21 protein-coding genes are annotated in these 25,929 nt (G+C 60.9%); 12 read left to right on the top strand and 9 right to left on the bottom strand.

Annotated features, from left to right (window positions below):
- Positions 1 to 32 precede the first annotated feature (32 nt).
- On the bottom strand, positions 33 to 662 hold the full coding sequence (locus AB4Z48_RS18615; protein ID WP_441616551.1) for a glutathione S-transferase family protein: 630 nt from the start codon (positions 660 to 662) through the stop codon (positions 33 to 35).
- Between the two features lie 122 nt (positions 663 to 784).
- Positions 785 to 1,816 carry an AraC family transcriptional regulator gene (locus tag AB4Z48_RS18610; protein WP_441616549.1) on the bottom strand — a complete coding sequence of 344 codons (1,032 nt, stop codon included), beginning with the start codon at positions 1,814 to 1,816 and terminating at the stop codon, positions 785 to 787.
- 318 nt (positions 1,817 to 2,134) lie between these two features.
- On the opposite strand from AB4Z48_RS18610, the gene AB4Z48_RS18605 reads away from it, so the two are divergent.
- Both AB4Z48_RS18605 and AB4Z48_RS18600 read left to right on the top strand, forming a co-directional pair.
- Positions 2,135 to 3,151, top strand: coding sequence for a hypothetical protein (locus AB4Z48_RS18605; RefSeq protein WP_441616547.1), 1,017 nt, complete (start codon positions 2,135 to 2,137; stop codon positions 3,149 to 3,151).
- A 190-nt stretch (positions 3,152 to 3,341) separates the two neighbouring features.
- On the top strand, positions 3,342 to 3,674 hold the full coding sequence (locus AB4Z48_RS18600) for a DUF2322 family protein (protein WP_441616545.1): 333 nt from the start codon (positions 3,342 to 3,344) through the stop codon (positions 3,672 to 3,674).
- 237 nt (positions 3,675 to 3,911) lie between these two features.
- Here the strand turns inward: AB4Z48_RS18600 and AB4Z48_RS18595 are convergent, their stop codons facing one another.
- Entirely contained in the window at positions 3,912 to 4,934 is a 1,023-nt protein-coding gene (locus tag AB4Z48_RS18595; protein ID WP_441616543.1) for an AraC family transcriptional regulator ligand-binding domain-containing protein, read from the bottom strand.
- Positions 4,935 to 5,071: 137 nt separating this feature from the next.
- Between AB4Z48_RS18595 and AB4Z48_RS18590 the strand changes: the two genes are divergently transcribed.
- The 6 genes from AB4Z48_RS18590 (at position 5,072) to AB4Z48_RS18565 (ending at position 12,588) form a co-directional block, all read left to right on the top strand.
- On the top strand, positions 5,072 to 6,010 hold the full coding sequence (locus tag AB4Z48_RS18590; RefSeq protein WP_441616541.1) for a 3-keto-5-aminohexanoate cleavage protein: 939 nt from the start codon (positions 5,072 to 5,074) through the stop codon (positions 6,008 to 6,010).
- A 128-nt stretch (positions 6,011 to 6,138) separates the two neighbouring features.
- Positions 6,139 to 7,476: an MFS transporter gene (locus AB4Z48_RS18585; protein WP_441616539.1), complete on the top strand. Its 1,338-nt coding sequence runs from the start codon at positions 6,139 to 6,141 to the stop codon at positions 7,474 to 7,476.
- A 66-nt stretch (positions 7,477 to 7,542) separates the two neighbouring features.
- A complete protein-coding gene (gene fabG, locus AB4Z48_RS18580) occupies positions 7,543 to 8,283 on the top strand; it encodes a 3-oxoacyl-[acyl-carrier-protein] reductase (RefSeq protein WP_441616537.1) in 741 nt (246 codons plus the stop codon).
- A 51-nt stretch (positions 8,284 to 8,334) separates the two neighbouring features.
- Complete coding sequence (locus AB4Z48_RS18575) at positions 8,335 to 9,126, top strand: SDR family oxidoreductase (protein ID WP_441616535.1); 792 nt, start codon at positions 8,335 to 8,337, stop codon at positions 9,124 to 9,126.
- A gap of 1,208 nt (positions 9,127 to 10,334) precedes the next feature.
- On the top strand, positions 10,335 to 11,723 hold the full coding sequence (locus AB4Z48_RS18570; RefSeq protein ID WP_441616533.1) for an MFS transporter: 1,389 nt from the start codon (positions 10,335 to 10,337) through the stop codon (positions 11,721 to 11,723).
- Positions 11,724 to 11,796: 73 nt separating this feature from the next.
- Positions 11,797 to 12,588, top strand: coding sequence for a class II aldolase/adducin family protein (locus AB4Z48_RS18565; RefSeq protein WP_441616531.1), 792 nt, complete (start codon positions 11,797 to 11,799; stop codon positions 12,586 to 12,588).
- Between the two features lie 348 nt (positions 12,589 to 12,936).
- Here AB4Z48_RS18565 and AB4Z48_RS18560 read toward each other — a convergent pair whose 3' ends face one another.
- The 5 genes from AB4Z48_RS18560 to AB4Z48_RS18540 all read right to left on the bottom strand — a co-directional run bounded on the left by AB4Z48_RS18560 (position 12,937) and on the right by AB4Z48_RS18540 (position 20,116).
- On the bottom strand, positions 12,937 to 14,436 hold the full coding sequence (locus tag AB4Z48_RS18560) for an aldehyde dehydrogenase family protein (protein ID WP_441616529.1): 1,500 nt from the start codon (positions 14,434 to 14,436) through the stop codon (positions 12,937 to 12,939).
- A 155-nt stretch (positions 14,437 to 14,591) separates the two neighbouring features.
- The gene (gene mdlC, locus AB4Z48_RS18555) at positions 14,592 to 16,205 is read right to left on the bottom strand and encodes a benzoylformate decarboxylase (RefSeq protein WP_441616826.1); all 1,614 of its coding nucleotides are present in this window, start codon (positions 16,203 to 16,205) and stop codon (positions 14,592 to 14,594) included.
- A 326-nt stretch (positions 16,206 to 16,531) separates the two neighbouring features.
- Positions 16,532 to 17,620 carry a porin gene (locus AB4Z48_RS18550; RefSeq protein WP_441616527.1) on the bottom strand — a complete coding sequence of 363 codons (1,089 nt, stop codon included), beginning with the start codon at positions 17,618 to 17,620 and terminating at the stop codon, positions 16,532 to 16,534.
- 398 nt (positions 17,621 to 18,018) lie between these two features.
- Positions 18,019 to 19,092, bottom strand: coding sequence for an aromatic ring-hydroxylating dioxygenase subunit alpha (locus AB4Z48_RS18545; protein ID WP_441616525.1), 1,074 nt, complete (start codon positions 19,090 to 19,092; stop codon positions 18,019 to 18,021).
- A 58-nt stretch (positions 19,093 to 19,150) separates the two neighbouring features.
- Complete coding sequence (locus AB4Z48_RS18540; protein ID WP_441616523.1) at positions 19,151 to 20,116, bottom strand: PDR/VanB family oxidoreductase; 966 nt, start codon at positions 20,114 to 20,116, stop codon at positions 19,151 to 19,153.
- A gap of 600 nt (positions 20,117 to 20,716) precedes the next feature.
- Here AB4Z48_RS18540 and AB4Z48_RS18535 point away from each other — a divergent pair.
- From AB4Z48_RS18535 to AB4Z48_RS18520, 4 genes are all read left to right on the top strand, one after another.
- Positions 20,717 to 21,304: a hypothetical protein gene (locus AB4Z48_RS18535; RefSeq protein ID WP_441616521.1), complete on the top strand. Its 588-nt coding sequence runs from the start codon at positions 20,717 to 20,719 to the stop codon at positions 21,302 to 21,304.
- A 104-nt stretch (positions 21,305 to 21,408) separates the two neighbouring features.
- Complete coding sequence (locus tag AB4Z48_RS18530) at positions 21,409 to 22,491, top strand: aromatic ring-hydroxylating dioxygenase subunit alpha (protein WP_441616519.1); 1,083 nt, start codon at positions 21,409 to 21,411, stop codon at positions 22,489 to 22,491.
- A 51-nt stretch (positions 22,492 to 22,542) separates the two neighbouring features.
- Positions 22,543 to 23,745: a formaldehyde dehydrogenase, glutathione-independent gene (gene fdhA / locus AB4Z48_RS18525; RefSeq protein ID WP_441616517.1), complete on the top strand. Its 1,203-nt coding sequence runs from the start codon at positions 22,543 to 22,545 to the stop codon at positions 23,743 to 23,745.
- A gap of 378 nt (positions 23,746 to 24,123) precedes the next feature.
- On the top strand, positions 24,124 to 24,564 hold the full coding sequence (locus AB4Z48_RS18520; protein WP_441616515.1) for a hypothetical protein: 441 nt from the start codon (positions 24,124 to 24,126) through the stop codon (positions 24,562 to 24,564).
- Between the two features lie 83 nt (positions 24,565 to 24,647).
- Here AB4Z48_RS18520 and AB4Z48_RS18515 read toward each other — a convergent pair whose 3' ends face one another.
- Positions 24,648 to 25,472 carry an IclR family transcriptional regulator gene (locus tag AB4Z48_RS18515; protein WP_441616513.1) on the bottom strand — a complete coding sequence of 275 codons (825 nt, stop codon included), beginning with the start codon at positions 25,470 to 25,472 and terminating at the stop codon, positions 24,648 to 24,650.
- Positions 25,473 to 25,929: the final 457 nt, after the last annotated feature.

The raw sequence follows: 25,929 nt of genomic DNA, 5'->3' as shown, positions 1-25,929 counted from the left end.
GAAGTGTTGATTCGCGCGCACCTGCGTGCGGCTCAGCTAAGCGGCGCGGCGAGATATTGCCCGAAGGCGGCACGCGTACTGACGCGCTCGTACCAGCGATCCATATCCGGCAGTGCGGGACGTTCGATCTCGGCATCGAGCCCGTACCAGCGGCGCGCATAGGCGCCGAGCACCAGGTCGGCGAGCGTGAACTCGCCGCTCTCGAGATAATCGCGCCCCTGCAAATGCCTGTCCAGTGTCTGCCACAAGCCGGCCACGTTGGCGGCGTCCGCCTTCAGGCGATCCATATCGCGCTCGGCGGCGGGCGTTCGCACAACGCCCCAGAAGACTGGCCGTTCCGCTGGCTGCAGCGTCGAAAGGGACCAGTCGAGCCATCGATCCACGCTGGCGCGCAGCTTCGGATCCGCCGGGTACAGCGCTGTGCCCTTCCCGTACTGCATCGCCAGGTAGCGGAGGATCGAATTCGACTCCCACAACACGAAATCGCCATCGATGAGCGTCGGAATACGCCCCATCGGATTCATTGCAAGGTACTCAGGCTCATGGTTGCGGCCGAATTGCATGCCGGCGTCGATCCGCTCGAATGACAAGCCGAGTTCGTCGCAGCACCACAGCACCTTCTGCACATTGACCGAATTCGCCCGGCCCCAGATCGTCAGCATTTGTTGTGCCCCCGGTGAAAACCTCGCGTTTGCGAGCAAGCCCTCAACGATACACGACAGCCGAAACGGCATCGGTACGCCCCGGGGACGGGGCGCCGTCCCCGCCTCCGCCATGCCGGCAATCACGCGGGGTTGGCTACGTCCGACGCGGCGTCGGCTGTGGCTCCTTTGTCCCCGGTCGGGGCGCCAGCCGCTTTCCTGCGCCATGTCGCGGGTGGCTCGCCGAACTCCCGCTTGAACGCGCGATTGAATGAGGCCTCCGATTCGTATCCGACAGCCTCGGCGATCGATGCCAGCGACGCATCAGTGAGGCGAAGCTGCCGCGCGGCGAGCTGCAGGCGCCACAGTGCCAGGTATTGCATCGGTGGCAGCCCGACCAGTTCGGTAAAGCGCTGCGCCAGCCCCGAACGCGAGATGCCCACCTCGCGCGCGAGCGCATCCACGGTCCAGTCGTGCACCGGTCGCGCGTGCATCAGCGCGAGTGCTCGCGCGACGAAGCGATCGCGCAATCCCGCCAGCCACCCCTTGCGATCGCCGGCCATCGTGCCGACGTAACGACGAACCGCTTCGACGAACACCAGCTCCGCAAGCTTGGCCAGCACCGTGGCGCTGCCTGCCTGCGCCGAGGCCGCCTCCTCGGTCGCGAAGCGCAGCGACGATTCGAGCCACGACGCGCTGGATCCGCGCATGCTCACCGTGAACAGCCTGGGCAGCGCGGAAAGCAGGGGATTTCGCGAATTGTCCTGCATGGCAAGAAAGCCACACACCATGCGCGTGAGCTCGCCGCCGCCGCCGTGGACGAGCGTCATGACTTCGCCGGGCTTTGCCTCGACATGCTCAGCCAGGAGCGGCGCCAGGAATTCCGGCAACAGATCGGTGGAACTGCCTAACACGTGGGTCTCGCCCTGCGGCACCACGATGACATCGCCGGCCTCCGCCAGCAGCGCGCTCGCCGGATCGCCTGGCAGCATCGCCCAGCACCTGCCTTCCGTGACGAGATGGAACGAGACGACCCGCCCGGAGGCTGGCAGGTATGCCGAGCAAAGCGCCGAGTCGGCCTGCCCGATGACGCACCAGGGCGCCGAGAAGCTGCCGTCGAGGTGAACTGCCCCCGTCAACTGGATGACGCGCAGCACATCGGAGAGAGCATCCATGGCAGCAGTTGCGCAATGTTGGGGTCGCGCACAAGAAATCCGGACGCCCGGCTATTCAATGGCGCGCTTGCCGTCAGGATACTAGCCCCGTGCCTGAAGGCCAACACACGCAAGAGGATTCGGCTCAAGCAGGGCCGCACCGAGGGTTGCGGCGTTTCCCGCCAAACAGGCGGGCAATGCACGGCCTGTATGCGCCTGCTCCGGAAGAACCTGGCGATCCCGCAACCCATGCGGCGCTTCTTTGGACGCAGCCGGCCGCATTTTCACTGCAACACCACAGCAACACCAGCCCCAACCCCGTCTCCCAGGAGAGCAGTCATGTCCGCAGCCACCTCACCTTCCCTGCCCAATGCCGATCTCGCCGCACTCAGGACCCGGCATGCCGCATCCGATGCTCAGCTCCCTCCCTCGCAGCCTTATGTCGATTCCGCGCGCTACGCCAGATGCGTGGAAGTGTCCAGGCGCGTCCGGTGGGACATTGATCGCGATGTGCTGCGCCAACGGGATTTCGACTTCACGAAGAAATTCCTGCCTGACGGCCTGTCCTTCGTCGATCGCCTGCCGTTCCTGAGCGGCATCGAGCGTCGCCTGCTGTCGCAGATCCAGGGCCGCTCGTATGCCAACATCTTCGGCCTGGTAGAGCGGTTCATCGGCGCCAAGATGCTCAAGGTGAGCCGCGACCACTGGCTTGGCGACCAGGGCGCACTCGAGGCACTGGTGCGCTTCACCGACGAGGAGCTGAAGCACCAGGCGCTGTTTCGCCGGATCGAGACCATGATAGGCGCCCAGATGCCCGCGGGGTACCAGTTCGGACCGCGGCCCGATGACGTCGCGTCGTTCGTACTGGGCAAATCGACGTGGTCGGTGCTGGCGCTGACTTGTCTGATCGAACTGTTCACGCAAGCCCACTACCGGGCCAGCATCGCGCCGGACAGCGAGCTTTCGCCCCTGTTCAAGGATGTGTTCCTGTTCCACTGGAAGGAGGAATCGCAGCACGCGATTCTGGACGAGCTGGAATGGGTCCGTGAGAACGCCAAAGTCTCGCCGCAAGCGCGCGATGCAGCCGTGGACGACCTGATTGCGCTGGTGGGCGCCATCGACGCGATTCTGCAAGCCCAGTCAGCCGCAGACACGCGCTACTTCATCGCGCTTTGCAACCGGCCCATGACAAGCGCCGACATGGATGCCGTGACGAACACCGTTCTTGCCGCGTATCGCTTCCAGTACATCGCGTCGGGCGTGCAGATTCCGCGCTTCGGCGAAACGCTCAACGCGATGATCTCGCCTGCGCAAGCGCTCCGGATCGGTGCCGCGCTGGCACCGATCATGGCTTGATCCGCAATCGAAAACACGGAGCCCGAAATCATGGCAATGCCATCTCCCGGCGGATACCACCGCCAACGCAACGGTTGCAGGCGACTTGCACGGCGCGCCGAGACAGCAGCCGGCACAGGCAACAGGCGCGGCACCCGATCAGATAAAATACGGCCACCTAGCAGTTTCCCGAAACAACGGAGTGTTTTAAGTGATTCAACCGAGCAACGTATTCAAGGATAACCTCGCGCAACTGCCCGCCATCGACGGTATCGATCGTATCGATCTCGTCGACGGCAAGGGCGCCGTGGTGGCAAGTATCGAGAACAAGCCGGGCAAGCAGGGCTCCCTGGCGGTGTACCACTATCTCCGGCAAGCCTTCGGCGCCCTGGACGCCACCGCGGCCGAGCACGGCCTCGCGGTGTTTGCCGAGCACACGGTCGACGCGCGCAACCGTCCGGGTGCGCACCCGAACGTTGACCGCCTGCTCGCTATCGCGGCCGGTGGCGAAGCATTGCGCATCGACCTCGTCGCCACAGCCTGAACCGCTCAGGTTGCACGTGACGACGCCGATCGCTTGAGCGTGGTCAGCACTGCGCCGGAACGTGCCGGGACTCCCCGCAGCGTCGCCTGACGCCGATACGACGACGGCCTGACGACGACCTGACGACTCCGTAGCGTCATGCGCAAGCCAGCTTTCGGGCTGGCTTGCGTGAGATCGTGTGTAAAACCCGCGCGGGCTTTCCCGGGGCGCTGGACTCATTCCACTTCCCGGGCTGCGCTAGTGAGGTGGCGTCGCTTCTTTCTCTGCCCATCGCTTGCGGGCACGCCGGAAGTTGGCGCCGTCGCTGAAGCCCAGAAGCAAGGCGATGTCATCGGTGCTCATCCTGGTCGTCTTCAGGTACTCCGTCGCCAGGGAAAAACGCACATCATCCAGAATGGCACCGAACGACGTGCCCTCCGTTCCCAGGTGCCGCCGCAGCGTCCGGCTGGTCATGCCCAGCGTTTCCGCCACCGTTTCCATGCCCGGGAAGACGCCGGGTTCGCGCATCAGGATCTGGTACACCTCGCCAGACACGCCGACGGAGGTCTTGGCTTGTCCCACCAGCCGGTCGCATGTCTCCTGGATCAGGGCGGCGGAGTGCCGGTGGGCCAGCTGCGGCTTATGCTCGAGGATGGCGCTGTCGTAGATGAGTTCGTATTGCGGCTGCCCGAATGCGCAAGGGCAGCCAAGATACTTTGGATAGAGCCCGGCATGGGCCGGCGCCGGATACGGGAAGCAGGCTTTGACGGGCGGGCAGCTTCGGCCCGCGACGTCCTGCAGATGCGTGACGTGCTGCGCAAACTGCTGCTCGATCAGGAACTGGCGCAACTCAGCGGATGCGCTCGCAATGAATGCGTCCGGGAACGTCCAGACCGCTTTGTCGGGATATTCGGTCCAATCGATCGCCAGCGTCGGCGTTGCCAGCCGGTGGTATTTCACGCCTAGCCTGAAGTAGTCGCGCAGCGACAGGCAAGACATCAACGCGTACCCGTACATGCCGTAGGCCGACAGATGCAGGCGTGAGCCGACCTCGAAAGGCGTGGCCGGATCGCTCGACAAGTTCAGCGCGTTCTTGCACACGGCAATGTACTGGCGCACGGACGTCAAGACCGACGTGCCGGACAACTCGTCGGCATCGATTCCGGTGCCCCTCAGACTGTCTGCCGGTGCGATTCCCTGTTCGGCAAGCACCTCGACCAGCGCCGCGATCTTGTATGGCGCATGGATGCGCTCGTTATGCAGTGGAAATCTCGGCGCCACGGCGTCTCCCCAAGTTGTCCCTTTTTGCCTTCGTAGTGTCCGGAAATGACCTTACGCCGCGCATGCTATCGAACTATTATCCGTTCGACAAGAGCCGGCGCACCATGCGACCGCTTGATACCGAGACGATTCTCCCAATGAGCAACGCTAGCCATAAAGTCATTATTTCCTGTGCTGTGACGGGTTCCGCGCATGTCCCTTCGATGTCGGAATTCCTGCCCCTTTCACCCGCGGACATTGCGTCGCAGGCCATCGAGGCGGCACAGGCCGGAGCGGCCATCCTCCACCTGCATGCACGCGATCCCCGCGACGGCCGCCCGACGCCACGTCCGGAAATCTTCCAGGAGTTCGTGCCGGCGATCGCCCGCGCCACCAACGCGGTCATCAATATCACCACGGGCGGCAGCACGCGCATGACGCTCGAGGAGCGGCTGGCCTATCCGCGGCTGGCGCGGCCGGAGATGTGCTCGCTGAACATGGGCTCGATGAATTTCTCGCTGCACCCGGTCGCGGAGAAGATCAGCGCCTGGCGGTTCGACTGGGAGAAAACCTACCTCGAGTCCATGGAAGACATGATCTTCCGCAACACCTTCAAGGACATCAAGGGCATCCTCACCGAGTTCCAGGAACACGGCACGCGGTTCGAGTTCGAATGCTACGACGTCGGGCATCTCTACAACCTGGCCCACTTCGTCAACCAGGGCATCGTCAAGCCGCCGTTCTTCATCCAGTCCGTGCTCGGCATTCTTGGCGGGCTGGGCCCGGACCCCGAGAACCTGGCCATGATGCGCGCCACCGCCGACCGGCTGTTCGGGCGCGAAAACTATCAATTCTCGATCCTCGGGGCCGGCCGGCACCAGATGCCGCTCGTCACGATGGGCGCCATCATGGGCGGCAACGTCCGCGTGGGCCTGGAGGACAGCGTCTACATCTCGAAGGGCGTAAAGGCGAGGACCAATGCCGACCAGGTGCGCAAGATCCGCCGCATCCTGGAAGAGCTGTCGTTCGAGATCGCCACGCCGGATGAAGCCCGCCAGATGCTCGGGCTGAAAGGCGCCGGCAACGTGAACTTCTGACGATCCTGGCCGGGCAACTCGTGCTGGCGCGACCTCCTTCGCTCGCCGGCACGCAGGCCGCACTCACAGGATGCCCGTCGGTTCAGGCAGTCATGACTACAAAAAACAGATTCCTTCGTGGAGACATCATGGTGACGACCTCTCTTGATTCCGGTAGTGACGAAATGCACCGCCTTGCCACGCGCAAGGCCATACTGAAACTGATCCCGCTGATGTGCGCGATCTACTTCATGTCGTATCTCGACCGCACCAACGTGGCGCTGGCCAAGGTGCAGCTGGCGGCCGACCTGGGCATCAGCGCGGCCATCTRCGGGCTCGGCGCCGGCATCTTCTTCATCGGCTATGCCTTGCTCGAAGTGCCCAGCAACCTGATCGCACACCGCGTCGGGCCGCGGCGCTGGATTTCCCGCATCGCGGTCACGTGGGGCGCGTTGTCCGCCTGCATGATGTTCGTGCAGGGCGAGTGGTCCTTCTACACGCTTCGCGTCCTGCTCGGGATTGCCGAAGCCGGCCTGTTTCCCGCCTTGATGTACATGGTCACGCTCTGGTTCGCGCCCAGGGAACGTCCGGTCGCCGTTGGCTGGATCTACACGGCACCCGCGATTGCGCTCGTGATCGGCAATCCGCTCGGGGGTGCATTGATGCAGCTCGATGGCGTGGGCGGCCTGCACGGCTGGCAATGGATGTTCCTGCTCGAAGGCCTGCCGACGATCTTCGTCGGCATCCTGCTGTACTTCAAGCTGCCCGAGCGGCCGAGCGATGCCCGCTGGCTGTCCCGCGCGGAAGCCCGGATCCTCGAAAGCCGTGCGGTCATCGAAGATCACGCACAGTTGACCTCCGCGCACTGGATGGCCGCACTGAAACGCCCCACCACCGTGCTCATCGGGCTGATCTACTTTCTGAATCAGGTGGCCTTTGTCGGCCTCGTGTTCTTCACGCCGGCGATGATCCACCAGATGCACGTGACATCGCCCCTGGTCGTTGGCCTGCTGTCGAGCAGCGTGGGCATCGGCTTTCTGGGCGGCGTGCTGATCCTGCCGCGCATTCATCGCCGCATCGATGCCGACTGCCTGTACCTCGGCGTGCTGACGGCGGGCCTGGCCGCGAGTGCCGGTGCGGTCTTCACCACGACCAACCAGACGCTTCAGATCGTGCTGTTCGCGGCCACCGCGTTTTTCGGCGGCGGTGTCCTGCCCTCCTACTGGGCCATCGCGATGAAGCGGCTGCAGGGCATCCATGCTGCCGCAGGCCTGGCGTTCATCAACACCATTGGCCTGATGGGCGGCTTCGTCGGCCCCTATCTGTTCGGGATGGCGGAAGCGACGACGGGCAAGAGCACCTCGGGGTTCGCCGTGGTCGTCGGCGCCGCTGTGCTGGGCGTATTGCTGGTACCGCTGCTCGCCAGGGCGATCCAGCTCGAGACACGCGGCACCGGCGGCGAGCCGGCGCTTGCGCAGGGGGTCTGACGCCGCATGCCGCCGCGATTGCGCGGCGGCACGCGGATTCGTATTTTCACCACGGGAAGGTAGTTCATGAGACTGAGCAGCAAAGTGGCAATCGTGACGGGCGCAGGCCAGGGCATCGGCGCGGCGACGGCACTGAAGTTTGCCCGCGAAGGCGCGATCGTCGTGGCATGCGACGTGAATGGCGACGCGGTATCTGCGGTCGTCGATGCGTGTCGGCAGGCAGGCGCCGACGCCCGGGGTTTCGCCATCAATGTCTCGGACCGGGACGCCGTCGACGATATGGTGGAGCAGGTTTGCGACTGGTGGGGCAGGATCGATACCCTGGTCAACAACGCCGGCATCACCCGTGACGCCCGCCTCCAGAGAATGACACTGAAGCAGTTCGACGATGTCATCGACGTCAACCTGCGCGGCGTCTTCCAGACCACGCAATCCGTAGCCGACCGGATGATCGCGCAAGCGTCCGGGGTCATCCTGAACGCAAGTTCGGTGGTCGGCCTCTATGGCAACTTCGGCCAGACCAACTATGCGGCGGCAAAGTTCGGGGTGATCGGTTTCACGAAGACCTGGAGCCGGGAACTCGGGCCAAAGGGTATCCGCGTCAACGCCGTCGCGCCCGGATTTATCGACACACCGATCCTGTCGACCGTGCCGGACGAGGTCCTGGCCAAGATGCGCGAACAGGTCCCGCTGCGGCGGCTGGGGCAGCCCGAGGAGATTGCCAATATCTACGCCTTCCTGGCCAGCGATGAGGCGAGCTACATCAACGGCGCAGTGATCGAGGCCTCCGGGGGCATGACGCTCTGATTGCGCGGATAATCGCTGCCCACTCCTGCCAACTCTCTTGAAAGACCAATCATGAATACGCTTGAGCTGTTGAAGCCCAGAGCCGGCCTTCGGGTGCTGGTGTCGGGCGGGGCCGCCGGCATTGGCGCCGCCATTGCCGAGGCGTTCCTGCAGGCGGACGCCACCGTCTACGTCTGCGACATCGACCCTGCCGCCGTCGCCCGGGAGAAGACCCGGCATCCGCGCCTTCACGCGGGCGTGGCGGATGTCGCGGACCGGGAACAGGTAGACAGCCTGATCGACGATGCCAGAGCCGCGCTGGGAGGCCTCGACATCCTCGTCAACAATGCGGGGATTGCCGGCCCGACCGGCCCCATCGACACGATCACGCCCGAGCAGTGGGAGCAGACGGTCGCCACGAACCTGAACAGCCAGTACTACTTCCTGAGGAAGGCCGTTCCCGTCCTGAAGGCAACGTCGGACAGTCCCGCCATCATTGCCATGTCCTCCGTGGCGGGACGCCTCGGCTATCCATTCCGCACCCCCTATGCCGCGACGAAGTGGGCCATCGTCGGACTGGTCAAGTCGCTGGCCATCGAACTCGGGCCTAGCAATATCCGCGTGAATGCCATCCTGCCCGGTGTTGTCGAAGGGGAGCGCATGGACCGCGTGATCTCGGCGCGCGCGGCGGCACTTGGCATCACCTTCGAAGCCATGAAGGAGGAATACCTGAGAAAGATATCCCTCAAGCGAATGGTGACCGTCGATGACATTGCCGCGATGACGCTGTTCCTGGCATCGCCGGCGGGGCGGAACATCTCGGGCCAGGCCATCAGCGTGGACGGCAATCTCGAGTTTCTGTAAGCGCAACCCGCGGCCCTGTATCAACGGGCGGCGTGGGTCCATCCAGCCTTGCCGGGCATCCGCCGCGGCGCCCTTGCCGCTTCCGGAGCGCATGCGTCCGTGCCTCTCCCGATGACTGAGAGGCCGGCCGGCGCGCCGGCGACAACTATCCGCGGGAAGCACACCGGCGGCAGACCGGCCAGCCCGGCGATGAGATGCCGACAGTCTCAGGGGCTGGGCACCCTACGCCCCGCGAGACACCTGCCGGCGCTGTCACGACACGACTTCGGTTTCGTTTGGCTCCCTGCCGGTGCTCGGACCGGCAACCTGCGAATTGACAGTGCGCGGGGACAGACCGGCTGACCACCAGAACGACAAGCTGCATTGCGTTTGCTCACTGAGCCGACGTCCGGCGCGATTGCCGTAAAGCAGCCTGTAGCAACATGCTCCGCAACAGCCTCGCCGCCGCGTGAAGGCATCGCAGCGCCTCGAATGCGCTGTGTCGTACGGGGTTCTCGCCTCAACACATCAGTCAGGCCTGGCGCCGCCCTCCCTCCCAGGTACCCGAGCAGTCCCGTTCGAGCTTCGCTCGCAGCATGACACCCGCAGCGCGCCTGCGCGGTGCCTCCAGGCTCACGCGCCACCGATGCCGCGCCGAGCGCCCCGTGCCCTCGATGTCCGGATTCGAGGGCGGCACCCCCCTCTCCAGACCGCATCAGCACCGGCCTGCATGGCGCCATCCCTGGTGTAAACACCTATTGGACTGCTCGCTCTCAAATAACATTATTGCATCACAACAGCATTGTTGCATTGTGAGTGTGAGGCGCGAGGGACATGCCGGACTCCCGGCGTGACGCGGATCGCTTGTTCTTCCTGGAGCGCGCCACGGCACCGCCGGTCAGAGTGCGTAGACCGCTGCCAGACCACTCACTTCATGCCACCCGAATTCCACCGCTTTACGCAGGTGCAATGCCGCCGCGCACGTCGCAGGAAGAAGCGGCTTCGAATTGGTACTTCCTGCATCCAAACAACATGCGACGAAGAACGCAATCTTCTTAGCAATCCACTGCTTATCCGGTTCAAAACGGCGCGCCGGAGAATTCAAGCGCCTACTGCAAGGAGACGACGAATGCTCATTCCAATGTCATGTGGTTCCACGGAGCCAAATCTCCGGGGAAAACGCCCCCCGCTCCCCCGTTGCGCGCAACGACCCAACCAGGGGATGCGCCATGAAGACTAACGACGGCATCATCCAGCGTACGGTCGATATCGGACATGTCCTCGATGAGGGTGCATTCTCGGCCCTGCAGAAAATCGTGGTGGTAATGACATCGCTGGCACTCATCCTGGATGGCTTTGACGGCCAACTGATCGGGTATGCGATTCCTGTGCTGATCAAGGAGTGGGGCATCAGTCGCGGCGCGTTTGCGCCGGCGGTGGCCGCCGGACTGGTCGGCATGGCAATCGGAAGCGCCACCGCCGGTCTAATCGCAGATAAGTTCGGCCGCCGGATGACGTTGATCGTCACCGTGCTGCTTTTTGGCACCGCGACATGTGCAATTGGTCTTGCAACGAATATCTTCACGATCGCCAGCCTTCGTTTCATTGCCGGACTGGGCCTCGGCGGCGCGCTGCCCATCGCGACGACGATAACCGCCGAGTTCACGCCTGCGCGTAACCGAACCATCGCAATCACAGTCACCTGCATCTGCGTGCCGCTGGGCGGCATGCTGGCCGGCTTGTTCGCCGGTGTCGTCCTGCCGCATTACGGCTGGCGCAGCCTTTTCTTCATCGGCGGCACTTTCCCCCTGGTTTGTGGCGTGTTGCTGCTTGCCGTACTGCCTGAATCGCCGCGCTTCCTCGCGCGCAAGCATCACCGATGGCCTGAACTGCGCGACTTGCTATCGCGCATGGCCAGGCCGACTGCCGAAAGCACCGTGTTCAAAGATATCGGCGAACAGGCGACAGAAAAACGGGCAGGCTTCAGCGCGTTGTTCGAGGCCAGCCTAATCCGTGACACGCTTGCGATCTGGAGCGCATTCTTCATGTGCCTGATCGCGGTTTATAGCGCCTTTAGCTGGTTGCCCACCATGTTATCGGCCGAAGGTCTTCCAATCGGCATTGCCAGTTCGGGCCTGACTGCCTGGAACCTGGGTGCTGTAATCGGTGGCCTGGGCTGCGCCGTGGCGATCGCGCGCTTCGGATCGCGTTGGCCAATGGTCATCGCCTCGTCGGGCGCAGCCGCGAGCGCGTTCTTGCTTCAGAGCGTCAACGCCGGAAAGAACACCGATCTCTTCATCTTCGGCCTCGGGGTTCACGGCATGTTCGTCAGCGCCATACAGTGCACGCTCTATGCCGTGTGCGCCTACGTATACACGACGAACGTTCGTGCGACCGGCACGGCATCGGCGCTGGCATTCGGGCGCCTTGGCTCGATTCTGAGTGCGTTCCTTGGCGCGATCGTCATTACCGCTGGCGGTGCTTCCGCCTATCTTGGCCTGCTGGGATCGGCAATGCTTTTCGTGACCGTCGCGTTGCTGGTAATCAAGCGGCATATCCCGTCGCTGAAAACAAGCCGCGCCGTAGTTGCAACGAGTTCGCCGTTTCCAGCCGAATAGCCGATTAGTTCTTCCATGAAGCGGGCCGCGCAACGGGCCCGCAGTTCACCCACAAAAACCAGAGGACCTTGGTATGTCATTGTCAAACCCCGAACTCCTGCATGTCCTGGCAAACTGCCGGAAGAAAGCGGCTCACATCGATGCCGCCGAATGGGAGATGCGTGTCGATCTCGCGGCCTGTTACCGCCTGATGGCTCATTTCAGAATGACGGATTGGATCTACAATCACATCTCGGCGAGCGTCCCAGGTTCTCCGCACCACTATCTGATCAATCCCTTTGGCCTCCTCTACGAGGAAGTATCGGCCTCCAATCTGGTCAAGGTCGACATACACGGCAACCTGGTCGATGACATACCGCTAGACGTGAACCCGGCGGGATTCGTCATCCACGGCGCCATACATAAGGCTCGCCCCGATGCCGTCTGCGCCCTGCATACACATACCGCCGCAGGCATCGCAGTATCGACCCAGGTGGAAGGACTGCTTCCGATCTCGCAGCATGCGCTGAGAATCTATGATCGTCTCGCCTATCATGACTTCGAAGGCGTCGCACTCGATCTCGATGAACAGAGCCGCCTAGTCCGCGATCTCGGCAACAAGAATGTCCTGATCCTGCGTAATCATGGCTTGCTGACTATCGGCGCTACCGTGGCGGATGCATTCAAGGAGATGTACTACCTTGAGCGCGCGTGCCAGATCCAGGTCAGTGCACTGGCGGGGCAAAGACAACTGACGTTGCCCTCGGCGGACGTTTGCGTTCGCACCGCCGAGCAGTTCGGCGGCGACACAGAGATCCTGCAAGGGCGCGACTGGCGGGCACTGCTTCGGCTTCTGGATCGGACCGACCCGTCTTACAAGGAGTAGGTTGAGCGATGTCCCGGTCAGCAGAGTCGTGAACTAGACCGTCGCACGGGTTCCATATCCCATTCGCGCCGACACCAAGGCTGGTTTGGGATCTGCCCCCCACTTGTTGGCCTCTTCGCACAACAGGGGAAAATATCCGGGAATTCGAGAGGATCGCGCTTGACGGCAACGAACTGGCCCCACGTTCATCTAACGCAGGTTTGTTAGGCTGCCGGCCAGGAGCAAGGCGACCAATGTTGAGCAGAGTACCCCAGCCTACGGAGACGGGCCTGTCAGTTTCTTTGTGTGCAGGGCAGTTGCCCTGCACACAAAACTTCTGACAAGCCCTCCGACCCCAGTGGCCGGCAGTCAGGAAAAGATTCCCACCGGACCATCATCCAGACTCACGACAACGCCTTTGGTATGCGTGTATTCACGCAAGATGTCATGTGCGAACTCGCGTCCGTAGCCGCTCTGCTTATAGCCGCCAAGTGCCATGCCGGGCCGGTGGTTGAAGTACCGGTTTACCCATACGGTCCCTGTCTCCATCGCCTTTGCCAGGCGATGTGCCTGGGTGAGATCCCGAGTCCACAAGCCTCCCGCCAGACCATAAGGCGAGTCGTTTGCCTGATGAATGACTTCCTCCTCCTCCGCCCAGGTCATCACACAGGTAACCGGCCCGAAGATCTCCTCTTGCGCGACCCGCATCCGGTTATCCACGTCGGTAAGCACCGTTGGCATGACAAAGAAGCCATTCTCCATGCCCTCCACGTGCGCGACGTCTCCACCAATCGCAACAGTCGCCCCCTCCTCCCTCGCGATTTTGAAGTAGCCACATACCTTGTCGAACTGATTCCTCGATGCGAGCGCCCCTAGTTGCGTCCGGGAATCGAGCGGGTCGCCTACCCTGATTCGGCCAATCACGCCAAGAAGCTTGTCGATAAACTCATCCTTGATCGACTCATGCACGAATACCCGAGAGCCGGCCAAGCAGACTTCACCCTTGTTGAACACCGTCGAGACTGCCGCCCCCTCCACCGCCGCATCCACGTTCGCGCTCGGGCAAACTATCTGCGCCGACTTCCCGCCTAGCTCCATGGTCTGCGGAATCATGTTCACGGACGCGTACTGAGAGATCCTCCTTGCCGTAGCCAAGGACCCGGTGAATGCAACTTTGCGCACCAGCGGATGCGTCACCAGCGCTTCACCAATCTCCGCCCCATATCCCGTCACGACGTTCACCACGCCCGGCGGAATAATGTCACTCATTTCACGGAAGAACTCCAATACCGCAAGACAAGCAGTCTCCGCAGGTTTGAGCACGACCGTATTTCCGGCAACGATCGCAGGGGCGATCTTTGCGGCCATCATCAGCAGCGGCACGTTCCACGGTATCACTTGTGCGCACACCCCCAGCGGCTCGCGGTGCACCAATCCGACGGCATCCGGATAGTCGCGCGTCTCGCCCGCGAGGCTGTAGGCAGCCCCCGAAAACAGCTCAAACTGCTCCGCGACGAGCGGAATATCCCAAAAGCTGGCCTCGCTGATGGTCTTTCCGTTGCTCAAGGTCTCCATCAAGGCATAGTCTTTCTGCCTGGCGCGCACGCGGCGAGCGAACTCAAGCAGTAGCGCCTGCCGCTGCGCCGCACCGGACCGCGACCAGGATCTGAACGCCAGCGCGGCAGCCTCCACTGCCCGGTCCACGTCCTTCTTCCCACCCGACTGGATTCGGCTCAACACGCTTCCGGTCGATGGATTGATCTGATCAATCGTCCCTCCTTCGATTGATGCAACCCATTCCCCGCCTATGAAATGCCTATACTCATCCTGAAAACGATATGCTCCACTCATTTCATCGATCTTAGACATACGATCTTCCCTTAACGCATTCAGTATTCCCCGGATCGCATCTTCGCCGGCCGTCAACTATTTGCGATCCGTACGAAGTCAGCGACGAAACGCAAAGGCGGACGTCATCATCCCGGCCAGACCCGTTTCGTCCGCCATTTCCCCAGCAGCGGCTTTCAGTCGACTATTGTCACCTCGACAAGAAATGGTTCATTCGACCTCAATGCGATCTCCAGATCGCGATGAAGCTCTCCCGGATCTGACACCCGCTTTCCGTTCCATCCTTGTGCCCTTGCCAAAGCCACAAAATCGATGGCTGGAATACTTGTTCCAACGGGTTCTGGCAGATCGAAGTGCGCTGCATAGTTTTCAAGTGCCGCATACCGCTGGTTATTTACGATGATCATCGTCATCGGGAGTTTTAGCTGCGCCGCTGTCCAAAGCGACTGGATCGCGTACATGCTTGATCCGTCGCCAAACAGGCCGATCGTCCGGCGGCTCGGATCAGCGAGTGCGACGCCGACCGATGCGGGCATGGCATGCCCCAGCCCCCCGCTCGAACATGTAAAGAAACTCTTGGGTTCATTGATGTGGAGGTAACTCTGCATCGCGATACGGCTGGAGGCCGCCTCCTCAACCACCACACTGTTTGCGGGGCGACTCTCCGACAACGTCTGCATCAGGAAGGCCGTGCTAATGCCGCTGCCCATGCTCACGCGGGGAGGCGATTGGCGGCCGCGGCGCCGGGGCGGAGCGGCGGCGGTATTGCAGGCCAGCAGGTCTCGAACACCGAGGCGAAGGGTGCATCGAATCGAGGTACCTTCGGCGCATCCCGCTGCATGGTCCGGATCGTCCGTTAGCTGATACAGTTTCGAGCCGACCGGAATGTGAGGCCCCACCCCTGCCGCATGGTAAGAAAATACCGGGGCGCCCACGACACAGATAACGTCATGATCGTGGAGACACTCAACGATTCGTTCGCGATACGGTGGCAGGAATCCCGCAAATAACGCGTGGTCTTCCGGGAAACTGCAACGCGCCGACATGGGGCTGACCCAGACATGCCCCTGATATTGCTCCGCAAGCCTCAGCATATCCCCCCAGGCGCCGTCGCGATCAACACCGGCGCCAACCACGAACACCGGGTTGCGTGCGGTTTTCAAGGCCTCCGCAAGACCGGCAATCGCCTGCGGGTCGGGACGCAACCCGAAGCTAACCTCGCGTGTCGCAACAAGGGAAGCGGGCCTGTTCCAGTCATCCATCGGGATGGACACAAAGGTTGGTCCGCGGGGAGCCTGCATGGCGATGTAGTAGGCGCGAGCGATAGCCGCGGGGACATCCTCAGCTCTCGCCGGCTCGCACGCCCATTTAACGTAGGGTTTTGGGAGCTCCGTCGGCTGCGCCGAGAACAAGAAGGGGTCATACGGAAGAATTGACCTGTCTTGCTGGCCTGCGGTGATCACCAAGGGCGTTTGATTCTTGAAAGCCGTGTATATATTTCCCATTGCATGCCCCACCCCGGCTGCAGAATGAAGATTCACCAGGGCGGCGCCTCCACTTGCTTGGGCGAATCCATCGGCCATGCCGACCACCACCGACTCCTGTAATCCCAGGATGTACCTGAAATCTTCGGGGAAATCGTGGAACATCGGTAGCTCCGTGGTTCCAGGATTGCCAAATATCGTGGTCATATTCAACGAACGAAGCAGTTCAAACACTGCCTGTCGTACCGTGCATTCATCCTGCGGAATGCCCGCGCCCGGTCTCGCGATAGCATCGATGTCACTCATTTCATCGTGGCGTGGATTCAACATCAAATTACCCTCCGTTGTTGCACTAAGCCCAGTGTGGCAATGGGAATTACGAATTTCCTTTTTGACCGGACATGCCAACGTGCGGATGCATCGCGCTCCGGCGTGGTCGTCGCGGCCAAATCAGATGAAGTTGTGGTTAGTTCGCCGGAATCGAGGTTGATCTCGCTATCCTTGCTCGCGGCGTCTTCGCCGCCGTGACAGGTCCGCGCGAAGATTCATATGCCGTGTCCGATACAACGACAAACAGGCGAAAACTGGTGTGTACTGGTAGTGATTCTGCACACGTCCATCTGGCGCCCTGGTCAGAAGATATGTTTGATCCCCACCATCAGCCCAAGTTGGTTTCCCCCAGAAGCCGGATTTGAACCGGCTGCCGCGCTACTGACGGAAATGGCCAGGTCACCTCGATTGTCAATGTAGCCGACGCTCCCGTAGACCCTCGTTCGCTTTGAAAAATCATAGGTCGTTCGAGCCACGAATAGCCACGCCTTGTTCGGACTATTGGAGAACTTCAGGTAATGGGCCTCCGTGTCGATATTCCAGGCAGGCGTGATGGCGAGTGACCCGCCGACAAACCACAAGTTGCTGCGGGGAGTCGTACTTCCCTTGTTGTCTCGCCGGATCACGCCCGCGCCAAGCTTGGCGTTGCCAACAAGTGCGTAGCCGTTGATGGTAAAGCGATCGTCGGTGAGACTGCTCCTGGTGAGGCCGCCAAACGCGCCCGGCCCGCCTCGCATTGAATCGTAGGCGGTGCTAACACCCCAATTCCGGGTTTCGTACTGCAATAGAACTGACCACTCCGTGCAGGCGCGTTTATCCGCCGGATTTTCGCCAGCACAATTGGTTCCCGCAGGACTCGACGCATTGGCGACATCCCTGCCAAAGCTATAGGTTGCTCCTGCCGTCATGCCTCCGAACTTGCCCTTATACGAAATAGTATTGTCGCTTCGCGCGTTCGCGATCCCCGGATCTAGGGACGCCGAACCGAACGCGTTCGGCCCCAGAAGATCCGCGTCAAGTGTTGACCAGAACAGCATGGTGTATTGCCTGCCAAACGCCACTTGCCCCCACAAGCCATTAAGCCCGACATAGGCTTGGCGACCAAAGAGCCGTCCGGCCTGATTGGACACTCCGCTGTCGGGTGAGAATCCGGACTCAAGGACGAAGACCGCATTCACACCCCCACCCAGGTCTTCGGTGCCGCGGATGCCCCAGCGGGACGGAACTGAACCAGTCGTGCCCGGAATTCGGACCACGCTATCCTTTTTCGCACCAATGTTGTTGACATACTCAATGCCGGTGTCAACTACGCCATACAAAGTCACAGACTGTGCAGCGGAAATCAATGGGAACGACATCAATGCAGTCATTGCGACGTAATTTAACTTCATGGTTCTCCTCCATTTTTTTAATGCACTTGTTGTATGGTTTAAAGAGGCAGTGGCGACTGCGGTGCAGGTCGGCAGACTTGATGCTGAATCCCCAGTCAAGTGCTCTTCGTTGCCAGGTGGTTAGTTCGAAACCGTTGTCGCGTGCGTTCGCAGGCGAGGTTTTTTTCGCAAGACGTTGGGCATGGTCAGATCGCCCGGTCGCTCGAAAGGGCAAAAGGGGGGACGGCGCCGTGCCATACGGCACGGCGCAACAAGGAAAACAAGGGGAGAGAACTCAGCGGCGCTTAGGTGTGGTCGTCCAATATCCGAAGGCTTGGATAGCCAATCGATTGAAATTCAGCGCGCGCGAAACCCCAAGACAAGGGGCCGGATCACCAGACCGTGAGGATCGCCCGCTTCTATCCTTTCTCGACGATCCGATGGTTGGCGGCGCCGGTTTTCCCGTTTTCTGCCTCTTCCCGGGCGACCATTGCCTCCAGCATCCGCCGCATACGCACCGGGCCCACATCCACTTCAAACAAAGCCGGCTTCAGCGACCAGAAGTCAGCATCGCCGATGGCCCGCTGTTGCGCTTCCAGGATTGGTTTGTCCTGGTCGAAGAAGGCGATGCGGCGAAGCTTCGCAAGTTCGATGTCGAACTCCGGGGCAAGCGTTTCCCTGGGAAGACGTGCCGAGGCGAAGTAGTAGTGAGTCGTTCGTGCAGTCTGGGGAGTCAGAATGTGCACGCCGTAGTACCACGCGCCGTGCTCGCGGGATTCGCCCGGGGCGTGTACGCCCGTATCCAGCAGGAACGCCGAAGGGGGATTCCATCGCATGTTATTCCACATATCGACGGGCTTGCCGTCCCCTCGGAAAAGCAGATCAAACACCTTGGGTATCTGAATATTGGGCATCCAGCGGTCGACCTGCAATCCCCCATCGGCTTCCCGCACGGTTGGCAACCCACGGGCCATTTCAGGACTGCCCAGCAAGCCACTGTGCAGGAAGGGGACATGGCTCAGATCGAGCAGATTCTCTCCCAGCAGTTCGTAGTCCGCCTCCATGACGAAGTAGCCCCGTGAGGTTTCATAGCCGCTCTCGCCATCAAGCACACTGTAGTCGGGTATGAGACTCTCATCGGCCGGCTTGTCGCCCATCCAGACCCATAGCATCTGGTGGCGGTCCACCGCGGGGAAGGCCCGCACTCGCGCAGCGGCGGGAATCCTTCCTTCGCCATGCGGGTTGTGCACGCAACGGCCGGTGCAATCGAATTGCAGGCCATGGTAGCAACACTCCACGATGTCGCCGTGGAGTGTGCCCATGTGCAGCGGAATGAAGCGGTGCGGACAGCGGTCAAGCAAGGCAACCGGCTGGCCGTCGCCTCGACGATAGAACACAAGTCCTTCGTCCAGTAATGTCCGATGGAACATCTCGCCTGCCTTCACTTCGTCGGACCAAGCCGCGACATACCAGGCGTTCTTTACGTAATTCATTTTGATTTATCCATTGAGGAGTGAAAGCGCGCGCCGTAGTGGGCGGCCAGCCGGCCTTTCACAGGTCCAGGACCAGCATTTCGCCTTTTGAACGGGAACAGCAGGGAGTGAACTGATCATTCCGGGCGTGCTCGGCGTCAGTAAAATAGTGGTCACGGTGATCCAATTCCCCTTCCAGCACGCGTGTCACGCATGTGCCACACACGCCTTGCTCGCAGGACACGGGGATTTCGACGCCTCGTTCTGCCAGCGCAACGGCCACGGATTTGTCCGCCGCGATTCGATAGACCCTGCCGGTACTATTTATCTTCACATCGAAGGCCTTGTCCTCTTCTGCCCCGCCGACAGCCGCGCCGAAGTACTCGTAGTGAATGAACGGCGCTTGCCAGCCCTGCGCGCGCGCGGTGGACAGGACGAACTCGAGGAAACCCGCGGGGCCACATACGTAGAGATGCGTTTCGGGGTCGGGATTTCGCAAGAGCGCGACGATATCCAGCTTCTGATCGTCGGGCCCATCGTCAAAGTGGAACATGACCTGGGCGGAAAACGCAGACGTCGAAATACGCTCAGCGAACGCAGTACGTTGCCGCGATCGGGTGCAATAGTGCATCTCGAAAGGTGCACCTATGCTGGAAAGACTTTCTGCCATGCACAGAATCGGGGTTACGCCGATTCCACCGGCCAACAACAATGAACGCTTGGCCGCGTGCTCAAGCGGAAAGTGATTTCTTGGTTCGCTGACGTGAAGAAGATCGCCTTCCTGGATGCCGTCGTGCATGGCGACGGATCCACCACGCGAGCCGGGATCCCGCAGGACGCCGATCTGATAATGCGCGGTTTCATTCGCGGCGTTGCATAGCGAGTACTGGCGCACCAGCCCCGATGGACCGTGGACGTCGATATGCGAGCCGGCGGAAAACGCGGGAAGCGACTTGCCGGATGGATCCACTAGCACGAACGAGCAGATATCGACGGCTTCGTCGGCCTTATGTGCCACTTTCAGAGTCAGTAGGGGGGCGTTCATGATGCGTGCGAGATAAGTCTAATCATTGGTTATTGGGGGCGGCGCACTGACTCACGTATGGGCCAATATAGTCTGTGACCACCTTGCTTCAATTCGCGAATCCGATGGAGCCATTCGGCGGCCCCACCATTTCGCGCGAGTCATGGTCATTTGGTTTCGGCTCGATTTGAAGTTGCCATACCGATTTGAGTTGGGCCTGCGCCAAGGCCCATTGGATCCTTGCCGGTCAGGTAGTTCGGCGCCAACACATGCCCGCTTGGGACCTTCCGCTCCGGGAGGCGGCAGCGTGTTCCGCCAGCCCATCGTGATGGCGGAACACGCCGAAGAAATCGGGGATATATCGCTCGCCCCTGTCAGAAACGGCTGAAAGTGACGCCGACGACGTCCGCGCCAGGGCATGCCTCGATAGGTGTCCATGCATGTTTGTCTCCTCACCCACTGTCGTTTGCAACAATATTAAACGCGTGCAACCAAAATGGAGACTAGGGTTTTCACTTACGAATTGCACCCGTGACTCTCGTTGACTTCTCGCGCCCTCATAAAATATAGTTGCATTCATATAACGTAGTTGCACACAACAGCAGGCGATGGAGACGAACGATGGGATTTGCGACCGAAGAAGCGCCTAAAGCACCACAATTCTGTCTGACGCTATGCGCCGTCGGGGCCGGGCCGAAATTGGGGTTCGGCCTCATGGGAGTGTTCAACCTTGCACGCGGATCGCTGGACCTTGCCGACGCGCACCGCTGCGCAGCCCTAACAGGCGGACCAGGTAGCTTTACGCTCGGTGTGGCCGGTCCAGCCGCTCTCTTGATGCCGGCGGGCTTGCCCATGGAGCAACTCGCGCCGCGCCATCCATATGGGCGCGCCCGCTTAGACCAGCTTCTTGCGGCCACCCAAGGCACGGTGATGCCCGCTCGCGGAGTCGATGCGGCACGCCCTTCTGCCCTGGTTCTTGCACTGGGTGCGGCTCTCGCAGCCATTTCCGGCGCGCTGACTGCGCCGGTCGAAGGGCACCAGTTCTTTGCGAACCGAAACCTCCCCGGCGTGCTTGATCCGGGCAATACGACTGCCCTCTACGCGGCGCTAGTTGCCGTGCTTCTTGTCATGTGGATTGCAACCCGGATGACGAATGCACGTTTTTCGGTGTCGCGCTGCAAGGCGCTTGTGATAGCGAGCGTCGGATAAAGGCGCCTGGCTTTGAGACGTTTCAATATCGCCTCGTAGGCCCGGCAACTCCTACCGGCCTCGCCGGATTGGCCGTGTGTGGCGAAACATAGTAAGGATTTTTCATGACTTTTCTTAGAAACTATTGGTATGTGGCGGCGATCGCCGAAGAGGTGCCGGCAGGTGGCATGTTGGCCAGGAGAATCTGCGACGAACCTGTCGTACTGTTCCGCGGTACCGACGGATCCGTAGCGGCGCTTGAAGACCTTTGCTGTCACCGCCGATATCCTCTCAGCAAGGGACAGGTCGAAGGTTGCTCAATTCGCTGTGGCTATCATGGAATGGTGTTCAACCAGGAGGGCCAGTGCACGGAGATTCCAGGCCAGACGGCAATTCCCAAGAATGCCTATGTCAAGCGGTATCAGGTCGTCGAGCGCTACCACTGGATCTGGATCTGGATTGGCGACGACGAACTCGCAAACCCGGACAACATTCCGGACTATCACTGGTTTGACGACCCAAACTGGCGCGGAAAGTCCACTCGTTTCCATGTCAACGCCAGCTTCAAGCTCATTGTCGAGAATCTACTCGACCTGAGCCATCTGAGCTTCGTGCATAAATCGACCATTGGGAATAAAGCGGTGGTCGACGAAGCCAAGGTAACGTTCGATCGAGGCGAAAGCGAAGTTCGCGTGAATCGATGGATGCGCAACGTGCCTCCCCCGCCCTCCTATGTGCGCGCTGCGGTGATTCCGTTCGAGCGGGTCGACCGTTGGCAGATCATCCACTTCATGCCACCCGCGTTCTGTCGGCTATATGTCGGGGCAATGAAGCCGGGCATGACACCAGAGGAAGCCGCGAACGCCCGGAAGATGGAGTGGTTGAATCTGAATGCCATGACCCCGGAGACGGAGCACACGACGCATTACTTCTGGGGTCAGGTTCACAACCACGACCTGGACAAGCCTGAAGTTACCGAGCTCATATTTCGGGAAGTCGAAACTGCATTTACGGAAGACAGGGAAGTGTTCGAAGAGCAGCACAAGGCAAGAGAGGGCCGCGTGATCGATCGCCCCGAAGTCAACACGCTCGCTGATGCAGGCTCGCTTCACGCGGCACGGGTCATCGACAGGCTGTTGCGCGAACAATCCGAAGGCTCCGCACAACCGGTCCTGCCAAGTCAGCTGCTGTACGGGCCACGCTGGTAGCCTGGGTTGCGCGGTGGCAGTTGCAATAGAGTATTAATCAAGGAGACGGTAATGGCAGCGAACAGAGGTGTGGTGTATGTCGGCCCCGGGAAAGTCGAGGTGCAGGCTATCGCTTTTCCTGACTTGGTAGAACCGAACGGGAGAAAGGCAAATCATGGGGTGGTGCTTCGTGTGGTATCCACCAATATCTGCGGGTCGGATCAGCACATGGTTCGTGGTCGCACGACCGCTCCTGCGGGGTTGGTTCTGGGTCACGAAATTACGGGCGAAGTCATCGACATCGGCTCTGACGTCACAACGCTCCAGAGAGGCGACCTGGTCTCCGTACCGTTCAACGTGGCTTGCGGACGCTGCCCGATGTGCAAGGCGCAGAACACTGGCGTATGTTTGAGTGTGAATCCGGGTCGTCCCGGCGGTGCGTATGGCTATGTAGACATGGGTGGCTGGATTGGCGGCCAGGCCGAATATGTCATGGTGCCGTACGCAGACTTCAATCTGCTGAAGTTCCCGGATCGCGATCGGGCGATGAGCAAGATAAGGGATCTCACCTGCTTATCCGATATTCTGCCAACCGGGTACCACGGTGCGGTAACGGCAGGAGTTGGTCCCGGGGCAACCGTGTACGTGGCCGGTGCCGGGCCTGTGGGGATGGCCGCCGCCGCATCGGCGCGGCTCCTGGGCGCTGCAGTGACTATCGTGGGAGATGTGAACAAGGCTCGCCTGGAACATGCGCGGCGCGTTGGCTTTCAGACTGTGGATCTTTCCGAAGACGCATCCCTTGGAGAGCAAATCGCTGAGATTCTAGGCGAGCCAGAAGTCGATTGTGCGATTGACTGCGTTGGATTCGAAGCGCGCGGACACGGCCATAGCGGCTCGCAGACCGAAGCGCCGGCAACAGTCCTGAACTCGTTGATGGAGGTGACGCGTGTTGCAGGCAAGATTGGCATTCCCGGGCTTTATGTTACCGACGACCCAGGTGCGACCGACCCGGCCGCGCAGCGCGGAAGCCTGTCGGTCCGTCTTGGCTTGGGCTGGGCAAAGTCGCATAGCTTCTTTACTGGTCAAACGCCCGTAATGAAGTACAACCGAAACCTGATGCAGGCCATCCTTTGGGATCGAATCCAGATCGCGGAAATTGTGAATGTCCAGGTTATCAGTCTGGCCCAGGCGCCTGAAGGCTACGCCCAGTTCGATTCCGGGGTCGCGAAGAAGTTTGTGATCGATCCACATGGAATGCTGGCCAAGGCCGCCTGAACGGGCGCTCGGCCGGCTGACCGCGCAATGCTTGAATTGCCTTCCAACAATTCAGACTGACGCAAGAGAAGACGGGCTTGAAGGACATTGCCTGGAAATATCGGAGCGATGTTCGTAACAGCCCGGCCATCGCCGTCTTGACACAATAGCGGGAGTTGCTGGTGCAGTTGTGAGGGAGGATCGAGCTCTGTTGAACACTATACGGCTAGTCGCAACATGGGAATAATCCGCCAAAAGTAGATAGCCGGGTAACCGTCAAGGTGGATACCGATGTGAGAGCAAAAGCCAGGACCACCGGCTTCATCGTCGGGCCGCACTTCCGCGCGATCGAAGGCCTGCCGATCGTCTGCTTATTGACTTCACCGGAAGGAGATATGTGTGAAGAACTCAATCCACTGCTCTTGGTCAATCGAATCGCCGACTATTACGAGATGGGAATCAGAGAAAGAGTTTGAGGTCGCGGCCAGGGCCGCCAGAAACGAACTGAAGCTGGCCCATGCACGTGCAGATGCAGACCTCTTCCATGCACTTAGAAACACGGCGTCGATGGATTTGCGCGCCATCTCGAATACTCAGGCAAACTTTGCGCGGGCATTGGCGATGGCCAGTGAGAACTATCATAAGGCGCTTGCAAATGCTGAAAGGCTACGGCTCTATGCTACTTCAATCACAGACACGCCGATCGGTAGTGGGGCACCGCAGGAAGCCCAAGACCCATTTCTTGACGTGGTAATGGGACTAGCGATGCAACTCGCGGCCGAACTCACTTTCAGCCTTCTTCGCGTCTCGGGCCGAAATCGGCACTCAGAGTGCCTGTAATTTAGCCAGGCTGCGGCGCACCATTAGACTCAGCAGTTCGATGAAGGGGCATTCCCGACCGCGGCACGATGCTGCCGTCGCGCTCATTGACCCACGGCGGCATCGCTCCAGCCAATCTGGCGGCTCAGCCGGGTGGTCAGCTCCAACAAGGCCTGCACGACGTGGCCGTCGATCATGTCGTCCATACGACCAATCGGACCGATGACGGAGATCGCCGCAACGGGCACATTCGAACGGTCGAGAACAGGTGAGGCGACGGCAGTGAACCCTGCGAGCAAGGTGCCAGAGGCCACTGCGAATCTCGAAGCCCGGATGTTCTGCAAAGCGGCGTCCAGATCGAAGTCCGGCCGTGTCGGCGCCCAGGCGCCAACACCATTTTCAGCCTCCCGCTCGAGCAACGACTGGGTCGCGCTGCGCGGCAGGAAAGCGGCGTAGACGAGCCCGATCGCCGATGACAAGAGCGGGAGCACGCTACCAACGCGAATCTCGAGAACCGTTCGATTCCGGCCGTCCACACGGTCCACGATCGTCGGTCCGTGCGTTCCCCAGACGGCAAGGAATGTCGTGTAGCCCAAGGCATCCGAGAGGGCGACCATCTCCCCATGGCTGGACCGCACCACATCTACCTTTTCCAGTGCCGCCAGGCCCAATTTCAATGCCGCGGGGCCAAGACTGTACCGGCCATTGCTCGGATCCTGTGAAACCAGACCCAGATCGAGAAAACTCACCAGGTAGAATCGCAGCTTGCTTGCAGCCATGCCCGTTGCCGCAGCCAGGTCCTTGAGCGCGAGAGGTCCCGGCGCCTCGACGATCTTCTCCAGCACTTCGAAGCCGATGACAATCGACTGAATGCCGCGGGCCTTGCGGTCGGAGGATTCCAGGGATGCTTCGTCGAAGTTAGAGGTCATGCTAGAAATGGGCGATTACTGATCCGACAGGCGGCGACTGCCGAGAGGCGCGCGTACCGTGGTGCACGATCATACACGCACGGCGCAAAAGTCAACAATTGTGCCCATTGATGTGGAAGCCCTGCTCGTCTGGCGCGCTGTGCGTCGCGCCCTTCGCTTGTGGCGCAAGCGATACGCGCGCCACCGGAAGCGGGCAATGCAGTTTATCAGTCAGGCTGGTGAAGGGAACTGCCCCGCCCGCCGATCACGAAACGGCCTTCGGGGTCGCGGTCCTGCCCGGCACCGGCTAGTACAACATCCCGTAAATAGCTTGAATAAATAATCGCCTCGGATATCATGGCGGGATGAGTCGAGGCCGCCATGCAACGCCAGTGAAGTTGGCGAAGAAAGAAAGACAGGAACTGTTATCGCTGATCGAGCGCAAGACGGCGCCGTGATCGAGCGCAAGACGGCGCCG

This window comes from Cupriavidus sp. 2TAF22 (assembly GCF_052115045.1).
Taxonomy (GTDB): domain Bacteria; phylum Pseudomonadota; class Gammaproteobacteria; order Burkholderiales; family Burkholderiaceae; genus Cupriavidus.
The sequence above is the reverse complement of the archived record's forward strand: the minus strand, read 5'-3'. Positions and strand labels throughout refer to the sequence as shown.

What these genes read in the sequence shown, in the direction of transcription:
- AB4Z48_RS18590 (WP_441616541.1), top strand. Translation starts at nt 5,072, where the DNA reads ATGAGCAACGCTAGCCATAAAGTCATTATTTCCTGTGCTGTGACGGGT.
- AB4Z48_RS18610 (WP_441616549.1), bottom strand. Translation starts at nt 1,816, where the DNA reads ATGGATGCTCTCTCCGATGTGCTGCGCGTCATCCAGTTGACGGGGGCA.
- mdlC (WP_441616826.1), bottom strand. Translation starts at nt 16,205, where the DNA reads ATGAGTGACATCGATGCTATCGCGAGACCGGGCGCGGGCATTCCGCAG.
- AB4Z48_RS18545 (WP_441616525.1), bottom strand. Translation starts at nt 19,092, where the DNA reads ATGAATTACGTAAAGAACGCCTGGTATGTCGCGGCTTGGTCCGACGAA.
- AB4Z48_RS18565 (WP_441616531.1), top strand. Translation starts at nt 11,797, where the DNA reads ATGTCATTGTCAAACCCCGAACTCCTGCATGTCCTGGCAAACTGCCGG.
- fabG (WP_441616537.1), top strand. Translation starts at nt 7,543, where the DNA reads ATGAGACTGAGCAGCAAAGTGGCAATCGTGACGGGCGCAGGCCAGGGC.
- fdhA (WP_441616517.1), top strand. Translation starts at nt 22,543, where the DNA reads ATGGCAGCGAACAGAGGTGTGGTGTATGTCGGCCCCGGGAAAGTCGAG.
- AB4Z48_RS18515 (WP_441616513.1), bottom strand. Translation starts at nt 25,472, where the DNA reads ATGACCTCTAACTTCGACGAAGCATCCCTGGAATCCTCCGACCGCAAG.
- AB4Z48_RS18605 (WP_441616547.1), top strand. Translation starts at nt 2,135, where the DNA reads ATGTCCGCAGCCACCTCACCTTCCCTGCCCAATGCCGATCTCGCCGCA.
- AB4Z48_RS18550 (WP_441616527.1), bottom strand. Translation starts at nt 17,620, where the DNA reads ATGAAGTTAAATTACGTCGCAATGACTGCATTGATGTCGTTCCCATTG.
- AB4Z48_RS18535 (WP_441616521.1), top strand. Translation starts at nt 20,717, where the DNA reads ATGGGATTTGCGACCGAAGAAGCGCCTAAAGCACCACAATTCTGTCTG.
- AB4Z48_RS18540 (WP_441616523.1), bottom strand. Translation starts at nt 20,116, where the DNA reads ATGAACGCCCCCCTACTGACTCTGAAAGTGGCACATAAGGCCGACGAA.
- AB4Z48_RS18560 (WP_441616529.1), bottom strand. Translation starts at nt 14,436, where the DNA reads ATGTCTAAGATCGATGAAATGAGTGGAGCATATCGTTTTCAGGATGAG.
- AB4Z48_RS18615 (WP_441616551.1), bottom strand. Translation starts at nt 662, where the DNA reads ATGCTGACGATCTGGGGCCGGGCGAATTCGGTCAATGTGCAGAAGGTG.
- AB4Z48_RS18570 (WP_441616533.1), top strand. Translation starts at nt 10,335, where the DNA reads ATGAAGACTAACGACGGCATCATCCAGCGTACGGTCGATATCGGACAT.
- AB4Z48_RS18530 (WP_441616519.1), top strand. Translation starts at nt 21,409, where the DNA reads ATGACTTTTCTTAGAAACTATTGGTATGTGGCGGCGATCGCCGAAGAG.
- AB4Z48_RS18575 (WP_441616535.1), top strand. Translation starts at nt 8,335, where the DNA reads ATGAATACGCTTGAGCTGTTGAAGCCCAGAGCCGGCCTTCGGGTGCTG.